The organism is Amycolatopsis sp. NBC_01307, from assembly GCF_035975215.1.
Classification (GTDB): domain Bacteria; phylum Actinomycetota; class Actinomycetes; order Mycobacteriales; family Pseudonocardiaceae; genus Amycolatopsis.
Genome location: NZ_CP108403.1, coordinates 5013324 through 5028254, shown reverse-complemented (window position 1 = coordinate 5028254; position 14931 = coordinate 5013324). Strand labels below are relative to the sequence as shown.

Sequence of the window (14931 nt, the reverse complement as noted above, 5' to 3'; positions counted from 1 at the left end):
TGGCTGCCGGGACGCCACCTGGCGACCGCCGGCAGTGCCACCCACACATCCAGCCGTCACTGCCCCACGCGTACCCCAGCGGGCCCGATCCCAACCGGGCTCAGCGGATCGTGACCTCGGCGACCCTGGTGAGCCCCGACACCCGCAGCACCCGGCCGAGCAGCCGCGGGGCCACCAGCCGCAGGTCGTGGGAGCCGGCCCGATCGAACAGCACCGCGACGCCGGCGCTGTCGAGGTAGGTCACGCCGGTGAGGTCCACCGTGACGGTGCCGCCCGCCGCCAGCTCGCGATCGAGCGCCGAGCCGAACTCGGCGGCGTTGCTCATGTCGATCTCGCCGGTCACGGTGAGTGTCCGATCTCCCGCGTCATCGGGACCGGGGACCAGGGTGAGTGCCGTCGTCACGAACCGATTCTCCATTCCAAGGTGACGGTGGTGCCCTCAGGGTCGTGGCGGACCGTGACCGCGTCGGCCAGCGCCTTCATCATCGGCATGCCCCGCCCGCGCAGCACGTGGTTGTCCGGCGGCGGCTGCTTCCAGTGCCCGCGGTCGGTGATCGTCACGACCAGCCGGGCGCCGCTGAGGCTCGCGGACAGGTGCGGGTTCGCGCCGTCGCCGTCCACGTAGGCGTGTTCGACCGCGTTCGCGCAGGCCTCGCCCGCGGCGACCAGCACGTCCTGCGCGAGGTCCGGGTCGAGCTCCGCGGTGGCCAGCCACGCCCGCAGCCAGTGCCGGGTCGCGGCGAGGCTGTCCGGGTGCGCCGCGAACTCCATCGTCAACGGCGGCACGGTCCGGCGGTAGAGCAGCAGGGCGACGTCGTCCTCGTAGCCGTCGGCCGGCCGCAGCGAGGTCATCAGCGTGCTCGCCAGGTCGGTCAGCTCGGCGTCGTGCGCGCGGTGGGCGACGCCGGTCGCGCGGTCGATGCCGTCGTCGAGCGACTCGCGGCGGCGTTCGACGAGCCCGTCGGTGTACAGCATGAGCAGCGAGCCGATCGGGACGACCGCCGTGGCTTCGGGCCGGGCTCCGGGGACGCGAACCGCGAGCGGGACGCTGCCGCCCGCGTCGAGGGACTCGGCCGTGCCGTCCGGGTGGATCAGGGTCGCGGGCGGGTGCCCGGCGCTGCTGTAGGTGAGGGTGCCGGTGGCGGGGTCGAGGACACCGCAGAACACGGTGGTGCACAAGGCATCCGGCACTTGGGCGGCGAAGCGGTCCAGCGTGGTGAGGGTGTGCGACGGGCTGCTGGCCTCGAGCAGCAACGCCCGGCAGGCGCTGCGCAGCTGGCCCATCACGGCCGCCGCGGGCAGACCGCGGCCGACGCAGTCGCCGACCACGATGCCGATGCGGTCGTCGTCGAGGGTGATCACGTCGTACCAGTCGCCGCCGACCTCCAGGGGCGGGGTCGCCGGCTCGTAGCGCACCGCGAACCCCTCGGGAAGCCGGGCGGGGCCGAGGATCGAGCGTTGCAGCGCGAGGGCGACCTCGCGCTGCCGGTCGTCGCGGTGCGCGCGGCGCAGGGCGTGCGCGAGGGTGCCGGCCAGCAACGCCAGCAGCGTCTGGTCCTCGGTGCCGAGCGGCCGCCCGGCCGCGGGCTCCACCCAGAGCGTCAGCTGCCCGTCGGGGTGGTCGAGGGTGGTGCCGGCGGCCGCGCCCGCCGTCGCCGCGTGCAACGCGGGCAGCGAGCGGATGCGGTCGAGCGTCGTGCGCACGGAGGAGTCGAGGTCGGCCCACCGGCGGTCGCCGGGGTCGGTGGAGGTGAGCCCCGGTTCGCCGATCCGCGGCCAGGTGACGGCGAGCACGCGGTCGGCCCGCCACAGGTCGCGCAGCAGGTCCACGGCGGCGCCGAGCACGGCCGGGACGCCGCTTTCCCCGGTGAGGCGCTGGTTCATCGCCGCGAGCGCGGCTTCCCGCTGCACGGCGTAGCGCTCGGCGGTGACGTCGCGGATCGTGCCGACGAGGCGGCGCCGGCCTTCGTCGTCGTTCAGCTCGTTGTACGCGGTCGCGGCCCAGACCCGGTGGCCGTCGCGGTGCCGCATCGGCAGCACGAAACTGCCGGTGGGCTCGGCCTTGGCCCGGGCGAGGGCGTCGAGCACCAGCCGGTGCCCTTCGGGATCGGTGTCCGCGGCGGGCAGCCAGGGGAACGGCTGGGCGTAGGGCAGCCCGTCCGCGCCGTAACCCAGCAGCTCGGTGAACGCGGCGTTGATCTCCACGATCCGCCCGTCGGCGTCGCCGACGAAGAAGCCCTCCTGCAGCGAGTCGATCATCGCCGCGCGCCAGCGCGTGTGCTGCGTCCGCAGCCGGGCCAGCCGGATGGTCGTGCGTACCCGGGCGAGCAGTTCCCGCGCGGAGAACGGCTTCACGAGGTAGTCGTCGGCGCCGGCGGCCAGCCCGTCGACCGCGGCCTCCTGCCCGGCCCGCGCGGAGAGCAGGAGCACCGGGACGGCGGCCGTGCGCGGGTCGCCGCGCAGTTCCGCCAGCAGGGCCAGCCCGTCCAGCCGCGGCATCATCACGTCGCTGATGATCAGGTCCGGCGGGTCGGCGGCCGCGGCGGCGAACGCCTCGACGCCGTCGCGCACCGACGTCACGGCGTACTCGTCGCGCAGCAGCCGGGCGAGGTACTCGCGCATGTCGGTGTTGTCGTCGGCGACCAGCACCCGCGCCCCGGTGAGCCCGGACGGGACGACCTCGGCCGCGGGGCCGTCGTCCGGTCCCGGCAGCCAGCGCAGGGTTTCCGCCACGAACGGCTCGACGGCCTCCGCGGCGATCCCGCCCTGAACCGGCCCGGTGGCGACCTGCTCGGCGGGCAGGTGCCCGGTGCCCAGCGGCAGCCGGATGCGGAACGTCGTGCCGGCGCCGGGCGTGCTGTCCGCGGTGATGGCGCCGCCGTGGATGCCGACCAGCTCGCGCACCAGGGCCAGGCCGATCCCGCTGCCCTCGTTCGACCGCGCCCGCGCCGAGGGGATGCGGTGGAACCGCTCGAACAGCCGGGGCATCTCGTCGGCGGCGATGCCGATGCCCGTGTCGCTCACCCGCACCTCGGCGTGCTCGCCGTCGCGCCCGGCCGACACCCGGACCGTGCCGTCGAAGGTGTACTTGACCGCGTTGGACAGCAGGTTGAGGACGACCTTCTCCCACATCCCGCGGTCCACGTGCACCGGCTCGCCGACGGGCTCGCAGTCGACCTCGAACGCCAGCCCGGCCCGCTCGACGGCGGCGCGGAACACACTCGCCAGCTCCGCGGTGAACTCCGCGAGGTCGACCGGCTCGAAGCGCGCCTGCATCCGGCCCGCCTCGATCCGGGAGAAGTCGAGCAGGTTGTTCACCAGCCGCCCGAGGCGCACGGCGTTGCGGTGGATGACGTCGATCTCTTCGCGCACCGCTTCGCCGGCGCCGGCGAGCGTCTCCCGCAGTTCGGCCGCCGGCCCCAGGATCAGGGTGAGCGGCGTGCGGAACTCGTGGCTGACGTTGGAGAAGAACGTCGTCTTCGCGACGTCCAGCGCGGCCAGCTCCTCGGCGCGCTCCTGCTGCACCTGGAAGGCGACGGCGCCGTTGACCAGCGCCGTGGTCTGCTGGGCGACCAGGCCGAGGAACGTCCGGTAGTTCTCGTCGACGGCGTGCCCGCCGCTCGCCGCGAGCACGATCACCCCGGTGGCCGGGGTGTCCGCGGCGCCGGGCAGCGGCAGCACCACCGCCTCGGCGGGCGCGGTGGACCAGCCGCCCGCCGGCAGCTCGCCGAACTTCCCGGTCAGCCCGGACACGACGCGCGGGACGCCGTCGGCGAGGACTTCCGCCAGTGGCCAGCCCTCCGCGTCCCCGGAGCCGCCGGGCGTCACGGCGGCGAGGGTGAGGTCATCGGTGCCCGGGCGGCGGACGTGGATCGCGGCGTACGGGACGTCGGCCCCGGCGCGGCCCAGTACGTCGGTCACCAGCTCGCAGGCTTCCGTGACGGTGCGGGCGATCCCGGCTCGCGCGCCCAGCTCGCGCAGCGCGGCGAGCCGGCGCTCGCCGATCACGCGCTCGGTGCTGTCCGTGCAGGCGGTGAACACGGCCTGCACCGCGCCGTTGTCGTCGTGCAGCGGGCTGTAGGAGTACGTCCAGTACGTCTCTTCCCAGTAGCCGTGCCGGTTGACCGGCAGCAGCATGTCCTCGGACCAGGTCGCCTCGCCGGTCTCCATCACCCCGGCCAGCATCGGCCCGATGATGTGCCAGATCTCGGTCCAGACCCGCTCACCCGGCTTGTCGAGCGCCGGGTGCTTGGTGCCGAGCAGCGGCAGGTAGGCGTCGTTGTAGAGGAACCGCAGGTCCGGTCCCCACCAGACGATCATCGGGAAGCGGGAGGTCAGGCAGATCCGCACCGCCGTCGTCAGGCTCGGCGGCCAGCCCTCCGGCGGGCCCAGCGGTGAGGACGCCCAGTCGAACTCCCGCATCCGCGTCGCCATCCGGCTGGTCCCGGGGATGACGGCACCGGGGCCGGACTCGTCAGCGGCGGTCATCTCTCTCCCGGATCTGGGCTCCGGAAGAAGCCTACCGGGGTGCCGGGGGCCGCGCTGATCCGTGCGGGCTCAGCTCGCCGGGTCGGTCCGCCAGGTCATCGTGATCGTCGTGCCGTCCTCGCGGTGGACCTGGGCGCACTGGTCGGTGAGGCTGTCGATGAGCAGCAACCCGCGGCCGCGCAACCCGTTGGTGGGCACCGGCGTGCGCCAGTCGCCGTAGTCCGTGACGGTGACGGTCAGCCCGCCCGCGAACGCCTCGGCCCGGACGTCGACGTAGCCGGCTTCCTGGTCGCGGTAGGCGTGTTCGGCGGAGTTGGCCATCGCTTCGTAGCCGGCGAGGACGACGTCCTCCGCGCGTTCGGTGCCCAGGCCGAGCGCGCGCACCCAGCCGGCCAGTGCTTCGCGCAGCTCCGGCAGCCGGTCGGCGAGCGCGACCGTGCGGCGCTGGAACAAGGTCGGGGAGGGAGGTGCGCCCGGGGGGACGGGTTCCGTCATGGGCGGTCCTCTCCGCGGTGACGCACGTGGATCAGCGCGATGTCGTCGTCGTGGCGCCCGTGCGTGAGCTCGTCGACGAGGGTGTCCCACGCCGCTTCGAGGTCGGTCGCGGCCAGCAGGCCCGGGATCCCGGCCAGCAGCCACTCGATGCCCAGGGTGAGGTCGCGGGTGCGGCTCTCGACCAGGCCGTCGGTGTAGAGCACCAGGTCGGTGCCCGGCGGGAACGTGGTGGTGTCTTCGGGGAACGCCGAGCCGACACCCAGCGGCTGCGCCATCGCCTCGCCGAGCTGCTCCACCGGGGCACCGGGCCGGATCAGGATCGCCGGCAGGTGCCCGGCGTTCGCGAAGCTCAGCGTGCCGTCCGGGTGGAGGACCGCGTAGAAGCACGTGACGAAGCTCCCGCCGAACAGCCCGGCCGTCAGCTCGGAGACGTTGCGCAGCACTTCCGACGGCGTCAGCTCCAGCTGCGCGTAACAGCGGATCGCCGTCCGGACCTGGCCCATCACGGTCGCGGCGGTGACGCCGTGGCCGACGACGTCGCCGATCACGAACGCGGTCGCGCCGGAGGGGAGCCGGATCACGTCGAACCAGTCGCCGCCGATCTTCGTCCCGGTGGCCGCGGGCAGGTACCGGGTGAGGACGTCGAGGCCGGGCAGGTCCGGGACGACCGGCAGCATGCTGCGGGACAGTTCGGTGACGAGGGTGCGCTCGCGCTCGTAGAGGCGGGCGTTGTCCAGCGCGATGGCCGTGTAGCCGGCGATGCCCTCGGCGAGGTACTCGTGCCGCTCGGTGAACCGGGCGGAGCCGGGGTGGCCGAAGAAGAACCCGCCCAGCACCTCGCCGGTGGTCGGGCTGATCGCCGAGACCGCCAGGTAGCTGCGCACGGGCAGGTGTCCCTCGGGCATCCCGTGGTGGGGCGCGTTCTGCCCGAACCGCGGGTCCGCGGTGATGTCGGGGCTGCGGACGGTGCCGGTGCCGTCGAAGGTCGGGCCGAACACCGCGGTGTTGCGCGGCATCGGGAACCGCTCGAACGCCGCCCGCGGCACGCCCGAGAGCGTGTAGAGGGTGTACGACTCGCCGACATCGTTGACGAGGTTGTAGAAGAACGCGCCGAAGTCCGCGCCGGTCGCCTTCGTGGCGGCGTCGGTCGCGTCCTGCACGATCCGGCCGAGGTCCAGCTGGGCGGTCAGCCGCCGGCCGACCGAGTGCAGCGCGTCGATCACCGCGGCGTCGCCCTGCAGCCGCGCCACCGTGTCCACGAGGTCCGCGGTGGCGGCCCGCACGGCGGCGGCGACGGCCTCGGTCACGGCCGGTTCGTCCGCCCCGTCGACGAAGGCCCGGCGCACGGCGTCGAGGACTGCGTCGACGGGGGGCGGGGACATCAGGGACTCAGTGCGTCGGTGAGCGACGGGAAGATGGCGAGCTCGTCGGTCAGCCGCGTCAGCTGCAGCGGGCGCAGCGTGATCCGGCCGTTCGCCACCACGCGCAGCGGGGCGGAGCCGGAGTCGCCGCGGTGGGCCCGCACGAGCTCGGCCATCCCGGCCGAGGCCAGGAAGGTGACGTCGGTCAGGTCGATGACCAGCACCGCCGGTTGCTGCCGGGAAGCGCGGTCGGCGAACTGCCGCAGCTTCGGCGCGAGAGCGAGGTCGAGGGCGCCGCTCACCCGGAGCACCGCCGCGCCGTCGCGGTGCTCCAGGACGACGGTGCCCGCGGCACCCACGTCCGGTTCGGCCATGGTCACCATCCTGCCCGTTCGCGCGCGCGAGGCAAACCCGTGGGTGCTGAAACGGCACAGCCGCGGTGCGGCGGGCATGATTGGTCACGGTTGAGCAGACAGCCTTCGTGATCAAGCGCGCCCGCCGGACGTCCCGGCGGCGGCGCCGAGGGCGGGAGAGACACATGACCGAGAACACCCACACTGAAGGCTCCCCGGCTGCTGTGCCATTCGGCGAGTTCAGGATCGCCCGAATGGAGCAGGACGGCGCGGTGGTGCTCGAGGTCGCCGGGGACGTCGACACGACGACGGCGCCCGCGCTGGTCCAGGCGGCGGACGAAGCGCTCGCCGCGGTACCGAGACTGCTCGTGGTGGACCTGAGCCGCGTCGAGTTCCTGGCTTCGCCGGGGCTGACCGCGCTGCTGATGATCCACCGCAACTCCGCGGCGGGCACCACTGTGCGGATCGTCGCGACCGGCCGCGCCACCCTGCGGCCGATCCAGCTGACCGGCCTCGAGGACAGCCTTTCGCTGTTCCCGACCCGGGAGGCGGCGCTGACGGCTTCCTGAGCCGCCTCAGGCGTGGCGGTGGACCACGAGCAGGGCGACGTCGTCCTGCGCCGGCCGGGAGCCGATCATCGCCGCCATCAGCTGCGCGCAGACGCGCTCGGGCTCCCCGGCCCGCACGGTGGCCGCGAGGTCGGTCATGCCGGCGTCCACCGCCCGGTCCCGGCGCTCGACGAGCCCGTCGGTGTAGAACACCAGCACCCCGCCCGGCGGCAGGGTGACGACCGTGGTCCGCCGGTCGGGGTGCCCGATGGTCAGGCCGATCGGCGGGTCCGGCGGCGCCGTGACGAGCGCGCCCGGCTCGCCCGGGCGCGCCAGCACCGGCGGCAGGTGCCCGGCCAGCGACAGCGTCAGCGTCTCCCGCGGCGGATCGATGATCCCGTAGGCGACGGTGGCCATCGCTCCGTGCTCGAAGTGGTTGGCCTTGCGGTCGAGCTTGCCGAGCGTCTCGGCCGGGTCGTCGCAGTCGAGGGCGTAGGCGCGCAGGGCGCTGCGCAGCCGGCCCATGATCACGGCCGCCTCGAGCCCGTGCCCGGAGACGTCGCCCATCACGACGCCGAGCCGGTCGCCCGGCAGCGGGAACAGGTCGTACCAGTCGCCGCCGAGCCCGGCCTCCGCGCCGGGCACGTACCGGGCGGCGAAGCCGAGACCGGGCAGTTCGGGCAGCCGGTCCGGCAGCAGGCTGCGCTGCAGGGCCATGGTGGCGGTGCGGTTTTCCTCGAGCGCCTCCACCTGGATTGCCATGGCGAGGCGGTCGGCGAGCAGCTGCAGGGTGCCGACCTCGGCCTCGGAGAACCCGCGCGGCCGCACGGATCCGACGTGCAGGACGCCGACCAGCTCGCTGCCGGTGATCATCGGCACGCCGAGCATGGCGTGCAGGCCGCGTTCCCACAGCAGGGAGTTCACGACGGTGGTCTCGTCGACGTGGTCGAGGGCGACGGGCGTGCGGTCCTGGGCCACCCGCCCGGCGAACCCGGTGCCGACCGGCACACGCACGCCCTGGTGGACCTCTTCCTCGATGCCCGCGGCCGCGATCGCCACGAGCTGCTGCCCGCCCGGCTGGTAGCGCAGCACGGTCGCGGTGTCGACCTTCAGCACCTCGCGGACGCGGTCCAGGGTCGCGGTGAGCAGCTCGGTCAGGCCGAGGTGGCCGGCGGGGGCACCGATGATCGTCTCCAGCAGCTGCAGCCGGTCCTGGGCGTCGAGGCTCCGCGACATGGACCGACCCTAGCCGGACGTTGTTGGCGCGCCTAACCATCCCGGGTTTCGCGGGTGGGTCGCCGGGGGTACCAGCCGCGCGTGAAAGTCGACCTGGAATGGGTGGGTGTGCTGCGGCACGGCGAGAGCACCGGGAACGTCGCCCGGGAGGTGGCGGAGACGGCGGGCGCCGACGTGATCGACCTCGCCGAGCGCGACGCCGACGTGCCCCTGACCGGGCCGGGACGGGACCAGGCCGCGGCGGCGGGGGAGCTGCTCGCCGGGCACCGGCCGGACGTCGTGGTCACCTCGACCTACCGCCGCGCCTGGGACACCGCCAAGCTGGCCGCGCCGGCCGGGGTGGCGATCGTGCCCGACGAGCGGCTGCGCGATCGCGAGCTCGGCGTCCTGGATCTGCTGACCTCACACGGCGTCCGCGAGCGCTGGCCCGACGAGGCCCGGCGCAAGCGGCGGCTCGGCCGGTTCTACTACCGGCCCCCGGGCGGCGAGTCCTGGGCGGACGTCGTGCTGCGGGTGCGCTCCCTGCTCGCCGAGCTGAGTGCCGAGCGGCCGGGCGCGCGGGTCCTGCTGAGCGCGCACGAGATGACGGTGTTCGCCCTCCGGTACCTGCTGGAGGGCCTGCCGGAACCGGACCTCATGCGCGCGGCCGCCGCCACGGCGGTCCCCAACGGCTCGCTGACGACCTGGGAACGCGACCGCGACGGCGGCTTCACGATGGTGCTGGCGCAGCGGACTTAGCGCTGGGCGGTGGGCCGGACCACGAGCTCGTTGACGTCGACGCCGTCCGGCTGCCCGATGGCGTACGAGATCGCGCCGGCGATGGCGTCCGGCGGCATCGCGTGCGCGCGGTAGGCGACCATCGCCTCCTTCGCGCCCGGCTCGGTGATCGTGTCGGCCAGCTCGGACTCCACGACGCCCGGCGAGATCGTCGTGACGCGCAGGCTCGGGTCGGACTCCAGGCGCAGGCCTTCGGTGATCGCGCGCGCCGCGTACTTCGTGGCGCAGTACACCGCCGCCGTCGGCACCACCTCGTACGCGCCCGTCGAGGCGATCGTCACGAAGTGGCCGCCGCCTTGCCGCTCGAAGTGCGGCAGCGTCGCGGCGATCCCGTTGAGCAGGCCGCGGACGTTGACGTCGAGCATCCGGTCCCACTCCTCGACGTGCAAGGAATCCAAACGGGACAACGGCATCACGCCGGCGTTGGCGACGAACACGTCGATCCGGCCGTGGTCGCGCACGGCCGCGTCGGCGAACGCGGCGACGTCGGCGCGGTCGGTGACGTCCAGGCTGTGCACGTCGGCGCGCCCGCCCGCCGCCCGGATCTCCGCGGCGAGGGCGTCGAGGCGGTCCTTCCGCCGGGCCCCGAGCACGACGTGGTGGCCTTCGGCGGCCAGCCGCACGGCGGTGGCGTGGCCGATGCCGCTGCTGGCCCCGGTGATGAGGACGATCTTCACTGACGTTCCTTTCCAGGGTTTTCGGGCAGCACGAAATAGACTGTCCAATGTGGAAGACGCTTAGCGGTTGACGTTCTCCGGCGTGCTTTCGGCGGTCAGGCTGCCCAGCAACGACAACGCCGCCTCCGACGGGCTGCCCGGCTCCGCTTGGTAGACGACCAGCTGCTGCCCGGGCGCGCTGTTCACCGTCAGCGCCTCGTAGCTCAGCGTCAGGTCGCCGACCAGCCGGTGGTGGAACCGCTTGGTCTCGTGGGTCTTCTGCCGGATGTCGTGGCGCGCCCACAGCCTGCGGAACGCCTCGCTCTTGACCGACAGCTCGCCGACCGTCTCGATCAGCAGCGGGTCGTCGGGGTCGATCCCGGCGGCCGCGCGCAGACCGCCGACCGTGTTGGCCGCCACGCGCTCCCAGTCCGGGTAGAACGAGCGGGCGTCCGGGTCGAGGAACACCAGCCGGACCAGGTCGCCGCTGTGGGTGTGGCCGTCGAACAACGCCCGGCCCAGCGTGTTGTGCGCCAGCACGGTGAGGCACCGGCCGAGGACCACCGCGGGGGTCGCCGGCCAGCCCGCCATCAGGCGGACCAGGTTCGGGCTGACCTGCTCACGCCGCCGGGCGCGCCGACGGGCCGCCGGGCGGGCCAGCCGGTGGAGGTGGGCGGTGGCGTCGTCGTCGAGCACCAGGGCGCTGGCCAGCGCGTCGAGCACCTGCTCCGACGGGTGCCGTTCGCGGCCCTGTTCCAGCCGGACGTAGTAGTCGGTGCTGACGCCGGCCAGCAGCGCGACCTCTTCCCGGCGCAGGCCCGCGACGCGCCGCCCGCGGCCGCCGGGCATGCCCAGCTCCTCCGGACTGACCTGCGCACGGCGGGCCCGGAGGAACTCCCCGAGTACGTTTCCATCCATGCCCCCGCCGCCACCCTCAACGGAGGAGCTTCGCTCCGCTGGCTTCTCTTCAGCCACGAACCGAGGCTAACCCGGATCAGGCGGGGGTGAGTGGCCGCGCCGCACCCACCCTCAGGTGAGGCGGATCGACGGCCCGTCGACGAGGCCGTCGTCCGTCGTCCGCTGCATCGTCGCCCACGCAGTGCGCCCGTCGACGTCCAGCGTCATCACGGCGTTGCCGAAGTGCGGCCCCGAAACGCAGTCCCACGTCAGGTCCGTGGGCCGGACGCCGGAGCGGCGCGCGAGCCACCCCATCAGCCCGGTCAGCCGCCGGGACCAGCCGAGCCGGAACACCCGGTTCATGTACCACGGCACGGTGTTGTGCATCGGCGAGCAGGTGAGCTGGTGCACCGGCGCGGCCGGTGCACGCGGGAACCGGGCCCGCGCGACGTAGGCGTGGTGGACGTCGCCGGAGAGCACGTTGACCGAGGCCGCGCCGTCGTCGGCGACCCGGGCGATGAGCTTCGCCAGCCGGTCGAACGACTCGCGGAACGCCGGCCAGTGCTCGAGGTCGGCGAACTGCCGGAACCACTCGGCGGCCTTGCCGCGCACGCCCGGCCGGGTGCACGCGCGTTCGTTGATCGACTGCGCGAAGGACAGCGCGGTCGGCAGCAGCCACGGCAGCGACGTGCCGATCAGCAGGTGGTCGACGTCGCCGCCGGCCTGCTCCTCGATCCAGTGGAACTCGTCCTCGCCGATCATCGACCGCACACCCCCTTCGAGGATGCGCCCGGCCCGCGAGTCGATCACGAGCAGCCGGACCGGGCCGAAGTCGCGCCGGTAGGACCAGCGCGTGCCCTTGGCGCCGTCGGCCTCCCGGTCGGCGCGGTCGGCGAACTCGCGCAGCAGTTCCGCGTTGTCCGTGCCGGACGAGCCGACCTGCTGGAAGAGCTTGTCGCCGGCGAGCTCCTCCGGGCCGAGGTTGCCCAGGTGCTGGTAGATCCAGTACGACACCAGCGCGCCGCGGATGCGCTCGGGCCACCACGACGTGGCGGCCATCTCCGCCCGCCAGGCCTGCGAGGTGTTCCAGTCGTCGCGGACGTCGTGGTCGTCGAAGATCATCGACGTCGGCAGCGTGGACAGCAGCCAGCGCACGGCCGGGTCGGACCAGGCCTCGGAGTAGAGGTGGCAGTACTCCTCGAAGTCGGCCACCTCGGAGCCGGGTGGCTGCGAGGTGTCACGACGGCTCGCGAGCCACTTCTGCGTGTCGTCGGTGGTTTCGTCGGCGTAGACCTGGTCGCCGAGCAGCACCAGCGACTCCGGCCACTCCTCCTCGGCGAGCTTGGCCATCCGGCGGGCGTACGCGGCGAGCGCGTCCTGCCCGAGGGCGTCCTGCTCGCGCAGCTTGCGGCACGAGCCGAACACCAGCCGGAACCGGGAGTCGTCGGGGGAGAGCGTGCGGATCCGGCTCGGCGGCAGGTCACCGCCGGGTTCGGGCCAGACGACGTCGCCGTCGAGCCGGACCTCGTACGGCGTGCTCTTCGCCGGTTCGAGGCCGGTGAGCACGACCAGCGCGTAGTGGTGGCCGGAGACCTCGAAGGTCCGGGCGGTCGCGTCGCCGGCGCCGACCTCGCACGGGCCGTCCGTCTCGACCCAGATCGTCGCCGACGTGGCGTCGACGTGCCGGAGGAGCGGGCCCAGCAGCAGCGCGGTCATCCGGCGATCCTTCCAGAACCGCGTCGTCCCGGCCGTCCGGCACGCAGTGGGTGGTGCGAAAGCCCCCGAAACATACCGATAGTCGTTGACCGGTTCCGGGGCGCGACGAACGATCGAGACCGCTGCGCGCCCTGCCCCGGAAAGGAATCCCGAGTGAGAAGACTGCTCACTGTGCTGCTGGCCGCCGTCGTGCCGGTGGTCGCCGCGGTCGTGCTGCTCGCCGCGCAGCCCGCGTCCGCGGCGTCGCTGAACCGCGTGACCGGCTTCGGCACCAACCCCAGCAACCTGAACATGTACACCTACGTCCCGGACCGGGTGGCGGCCAAGCCGGCGCTGCTGGTCGCGATCCACTACTGCACCGGCTCGGCTTCGGCGGTCTTCAACGGCTACGCCCGCGACTACGTCACCGCGGCCGACCAGTACGGGTACGTCATCGTGTTCCCGGAGGCCACCCGCAGCGGCGCCTGCTTCGACGTCTCCTCACCGCAGGCGCTGACCCGCGGCGGCGGCAGCGACCCGGTCGGCATCCTCTCGATGGTCGACTACGCGAAGCAGCACTACAACGTCGACCCGTCCCGGGTCTACGTCACCGGGTTCTCCTCGGGCGCGATGATGACGAACGTGCTCGCCGCGGAATATCCGGACGTGTTCGCCGCCGGGTCGGCGTTCATGGGCGTGCCCGCCGGCTGCTTCGGCACCACCGACGGGTCGAGCTGGAACTCCCAGTGCGCGAACGGCCAGCTGACGAAGACCGCGCAGCAGTGGGGTGACCAGGCCCGGCAGATGAGCGGCGGGCGCAGCGGCCCGTACCCGCGGATGCAGCTGTGGCACGGCACCGCCGACGACACCCTGCGCTACCCGAACTTCGGCGAAGAGGTCAAGCAGTGGACCAACCTCGCCGGGGTGAGCCAGACGGCGTCGGGCACCGACCAGCCGCAGTCCGGCTGGACCCGTGCCCGCTACGGCGGCACCGGCGTCCAGGCGCCGGTCGAGGCGATCAGCGTCCAGGGCGCCGGGCACGTGCTGCCGCAGAGCGGCATGGTGGGCTACGCGATCGCCTACCTCGGCCTGAACAGCGGCGGCACGACCACGACCACGCCGACCACCCCGACCACTCCCACCACGACGACGTCGCCCCCGCCGGCGACGGGCACCACGCTCGGCGGCGCGGCGGCGCGGACCGGCCGGTACTTCGGCACGGCCGTCTCGGCGAGCAGGCTCTCGGACAGCGTCTACACCGGCATCCTGAGCCGTGAGTTCAGCATGATCACGCCCGAGAACGAGATGAAGATCGACGCGACCGAGCCGAACCAGGGCCAGTTCTCCTACGGCAACGCCGACCGGATCGTGGCCCAGGCCAGGTCCCAGGGCGCCCAGGTCCGCGGGCACACGCTGGCCTGGTACGGGCAGCAGCCCGGCTGGATGCAGGGCATGGAGGGCTCGTCGCTGCGCTCGGCGATGCTCAACCACGTCACCCAGGTCGCGACGCACTACCGCGGCCAGCTCTACTCGTGGGACGTGGTGAACGAGGCGTTCGCCGACGGCAGTTCCGGCGCTCGCCGCGACTCCAACCTGCAGCGCACCGGCAACGACTGGATCGAGGCGGCGTTCCGCGCCGCCCGGGCGGCCGACCCCGGCGCGAAGCTCTGCTACAACGACTACAACACCGACGACTGGAGCCAGGCGAAGACCCAGGCCGTGTACCGCATGGTGCAGGACTTCAAGTCCCGCGGCGTGCCGATCGACTGCGTCGGCTTCCAGTCGCACTTCAACAGCGCCAGCCCGGTGCCGTCGAACTACCAGACCACGCTGCAGAACTTCGCCGACCTCGGCGTGGACGTGCAGATCACCGAGCTGGACATCGAGGGGTCGGGCACCACGCAGGCGAACAGCTTCAGCACGGTCACGAACGCCTGCCTCGCGGTGGCGCGCTGCAACGGCCTGACCGTGTGGGGCATCCGGGACACCGACTCCTGGCGCGCGTCGGCCACCCCGCTGCTGTTCGACGGCAGCGGGAACAAGAAGGCCGCCTACACCGCGGTCCTCGACGCGCTGAACGGCGGCACCACCACTACGCCGCCGCCGACCACGACCACCCCGCCGCCGACGACCACGACCCCGCCGCCGTCGGGCGGGTGCACCGGGACCTACACCAAGACAGCGGAGTGGAACGTCGGCTTCAACGGCCAGGTGAGCGTGACGGGCTCGAACAACTGGGTGCTCACGATCACCTTCCACGCACCCCAGAAGGTCATCGGCAGCTGGAACTACACCGGCACCTGGGACAGCACCGGGTACGTGCTGACCGCGAAACCCAACGGCAGCGGCAACGTCATCGGGTTCACCGTCGAGCACGGCGGGAACCTGACGGCGCCCACCGTGACCTGCGGGACATCCTGACGGG

The 14931-nt window shown here is 73.2% G+C and carries 12 protein-coding genes; 3 read left to right on the top strand and 9 right to left on the bottom strand.

The annotated features are described in order from the left end of the window. Positions 1-100: 100 nt before the first annotated feature. The 5 genes from OG439_RS20915 to OG439_RS20895 form a co-directional block, all read right to left on the bottom strand. Positions 101-403, bottom strand: coding sequence for an STAS domain-containing protein (locus tag OG439_RS20915; RefSeq protein WP_247053708.1), 303 nt, complete (start codon positions 401-403; stop codon positions 101-103). Next, positions 400-4488, bottom strand: coding sequence for a SpoIIE family protein phosphatase (locus tag OG439_RS20910; RefSeq protein ID WP_326951043.1), 4089 nt, complete (start codon positions 4486-4488; stop codon positions 400-402). The genes OG439_RS20915 and OG439_RS20910 overlap by 4 nt, the downstream gene beginning before the upstream one ends. A 69-nt stretch (positions 4489-4557) precedes the next feature. Further along, positions 4558-4983, bottom strand: a complete 426-nt coding sequence (locus tag OG439_RS20905; RefSeq protein WP_326951042.1) for an ATP-binding protein — start codon at positions 4981-4983, stop codon at positions 4558-4560. Further along, on the bottom strand, positions 4980-6365 hold the full coding sequence (locus OG439_RS20900) for a PP2C family protein-serine/threonine phosphatase (protein WP_326951041.1): 1386 nt from the start codon (positions 6363-6365) through the stop codon (positions 4980-4982). The genes OG439_RS20905 and OG439_RS20900 overlap by 4 nt, the downstream gene beginning before the upstream one ends. Next, positions 6365-6718, bottom strand: coding sequence for an STAS domain-containing protein (locus tag OG439_RS20895; RefSeq protein ID WP_326951040.1), 354 nt, complete (start codon positions 6716-6718; stop codon positions 6365-6367). Before OG439_RS20895 ends, OG439_RS20900 begins: the two co-directional genes overlap by 1 nt. Positions 6719-6951: 233 nt before the next feature. Here OG439_RS20895 and OG439_RS20890 point away from each other — a divergent pair, with 233 nt between their 5' ends. Beyond that, on the top strand, positions 6952-7266 hold the full coding sequence (locus OG439_RS20890) for an STAS domain-containing protein (protein WP_326951039.1): 315 nt from the start codon (positions 6952-6954) through the stop codon (positions 7264-7266). A gap of 6 nt (positions 7267-7272) precedes the next feature. On the opposite strand, the gene OG439_RS20885 is transcribed toward OG439_RS20890, so the two are convergent. Further along, complete coding sequence (locus tag OG439_RS20885) at positions 7273-8481, bottom strand: PP2C family protein-serine/threonine phosphatase (protein ID WP_326951038.1); 1209 nt, start codon at positions 8479-8481, stop codon at positions 7273-7275. An 81-nt stretch (positions 8482-8562) separates the two neighbouring features. Between OG439_RS20885 and OG439_RS20880 the strand changes: the two genes are divergently transcribed. Then, a complete protein-coding gene (locus OG439_RS20880) occupies positions 8563-9219 on the top strand; it encodes a histidine phosphatase family protein (protein ID WP_326951037.1) in 657 nt (218 codons plus the stop codon). Here the strand turns inward: OG439_RS20880 and OG439_RS20875 are convergent. The 3 genes from OG439_RS20875 to OG439_RS20865 form a co-directional block, all read right to left on the bottom strand. Next, a complete protein-coding gene (locus OG439_RS20875) occupies positions 9216-9935 on the bottom strand; it encodes an SDR family oxidoreductase (RefSeq protein WP_326951036.1) in 720 nt (239 codons plus the stop codon). The two genes, OG439_RS20880 and OG439_RS20875, sit on opposite strands and share 4 nt — an antisense overlap. A 60-nt stretch (positions 9936-9995) precedes the next feature. After that, positions 9996-10832 (bottom strand): helix-turn-helix transcriptional regulator, encoded by an 837-nt coding sequence (locus tag OG439_RS20870; protein ID WP_326951035.1) that lies wholly within the window; start codon positions 10830-10832, stop codon positions 9996-9998. A 111-nt stretch (positions 10833-10943) separates the two neighbouring features. After that, positions 10944-12527 carry an alkaline phosphatase D family protein gene (locus tag OG439_RS20865; protein WP_326951034.1) on the bottom strand — a complete coding sequence of 528 codons (1584 nt, stop codon included), beginning with the start codon at positions 12525-12527 and terminating at the stop codon, positions 10944-10946. Positions 12528-12680: 153 nt separating this feature from the next. Here OG439_RS20865 and OG439_RS20860 point away from each other — a divergent pair, with 153 nt between their 5' ends. After that, on the top strand, positions 12681-14927 hold the full coding sequence (locus OG439_RS20860) for an extracellular catalytic domain type 1 short-chain-length polyhydroxyalkanoate depolymerase (RefSeq protein WP_326951033.1): 2247 nt from the start codon (positions 12681-12683) through the stop codon (positions 14925-14927). Positions 14928-14931 lie beyond the last annotated feature (4 nt).

Excerpts from the sequence above, each read along its gene's own strand:
- OG439_RS20895 (WP_326951040.1), bottom strand. The coding sequence starts at position 6,718 with ATGGCCGAACCGGACGTGGGTGCCGCGGGCACCGTCGTCCTGGAGCAC.
- OG439_RS20905 (WP_326951042.1), bottom strand. The coding sequence starts at position 4,983 with ATGACGGAACCCGTCCCCCCGGGCGCACCTCCCTCCCCGACCTTGTTC.
- OG439_RS20900 (WP_326951041.1), bottom strand. The coding sequence starts at position 6,365 with ATGTCCCCGCCCCCCGTCGACGCAGTCCTCGACGCCGTGCGCCGGGCC.
- OG439_RS20885 (WP_326951038.1), bottom strand. The coding sequence starts at position 8,481 with ATGTCGCGGAGCCTCGACGCCCAGGACCGGCTGCAGCTGCTGGAGACG.
- OG439_RS20910 (WP_326951043.1), bottom strand. The coding sequence starts at position 4,488 with ATGACCGCCGCTGACGAGTCCGGCCCCGGTGCCGTCATCCCCGGGACC.
- OG439_RS20865 (WP_326951034.1), bottom strand. The coding sequence starts at position 12,527 with ATGACCGCGCTGCTGCTGGGCCCGCTCCTCCGGCACGTCGACGCCACG.
- OG439_RS20890 (WP_326951039.1), top strand. The coding sequence starts at position 6,952 with ATGGAGCAGGACGGCGCGGTGGTGCTCGAGGTCGCCGGGGACGTCGAC.
- OG439_RS20870 (WP_326951035.1), bottom strand. The coding sequence starts at position 10,832 with ATGGATGGAAACGTACTCGGGGAGTTCCTCCGGGCCCGCCGTGCGCAG.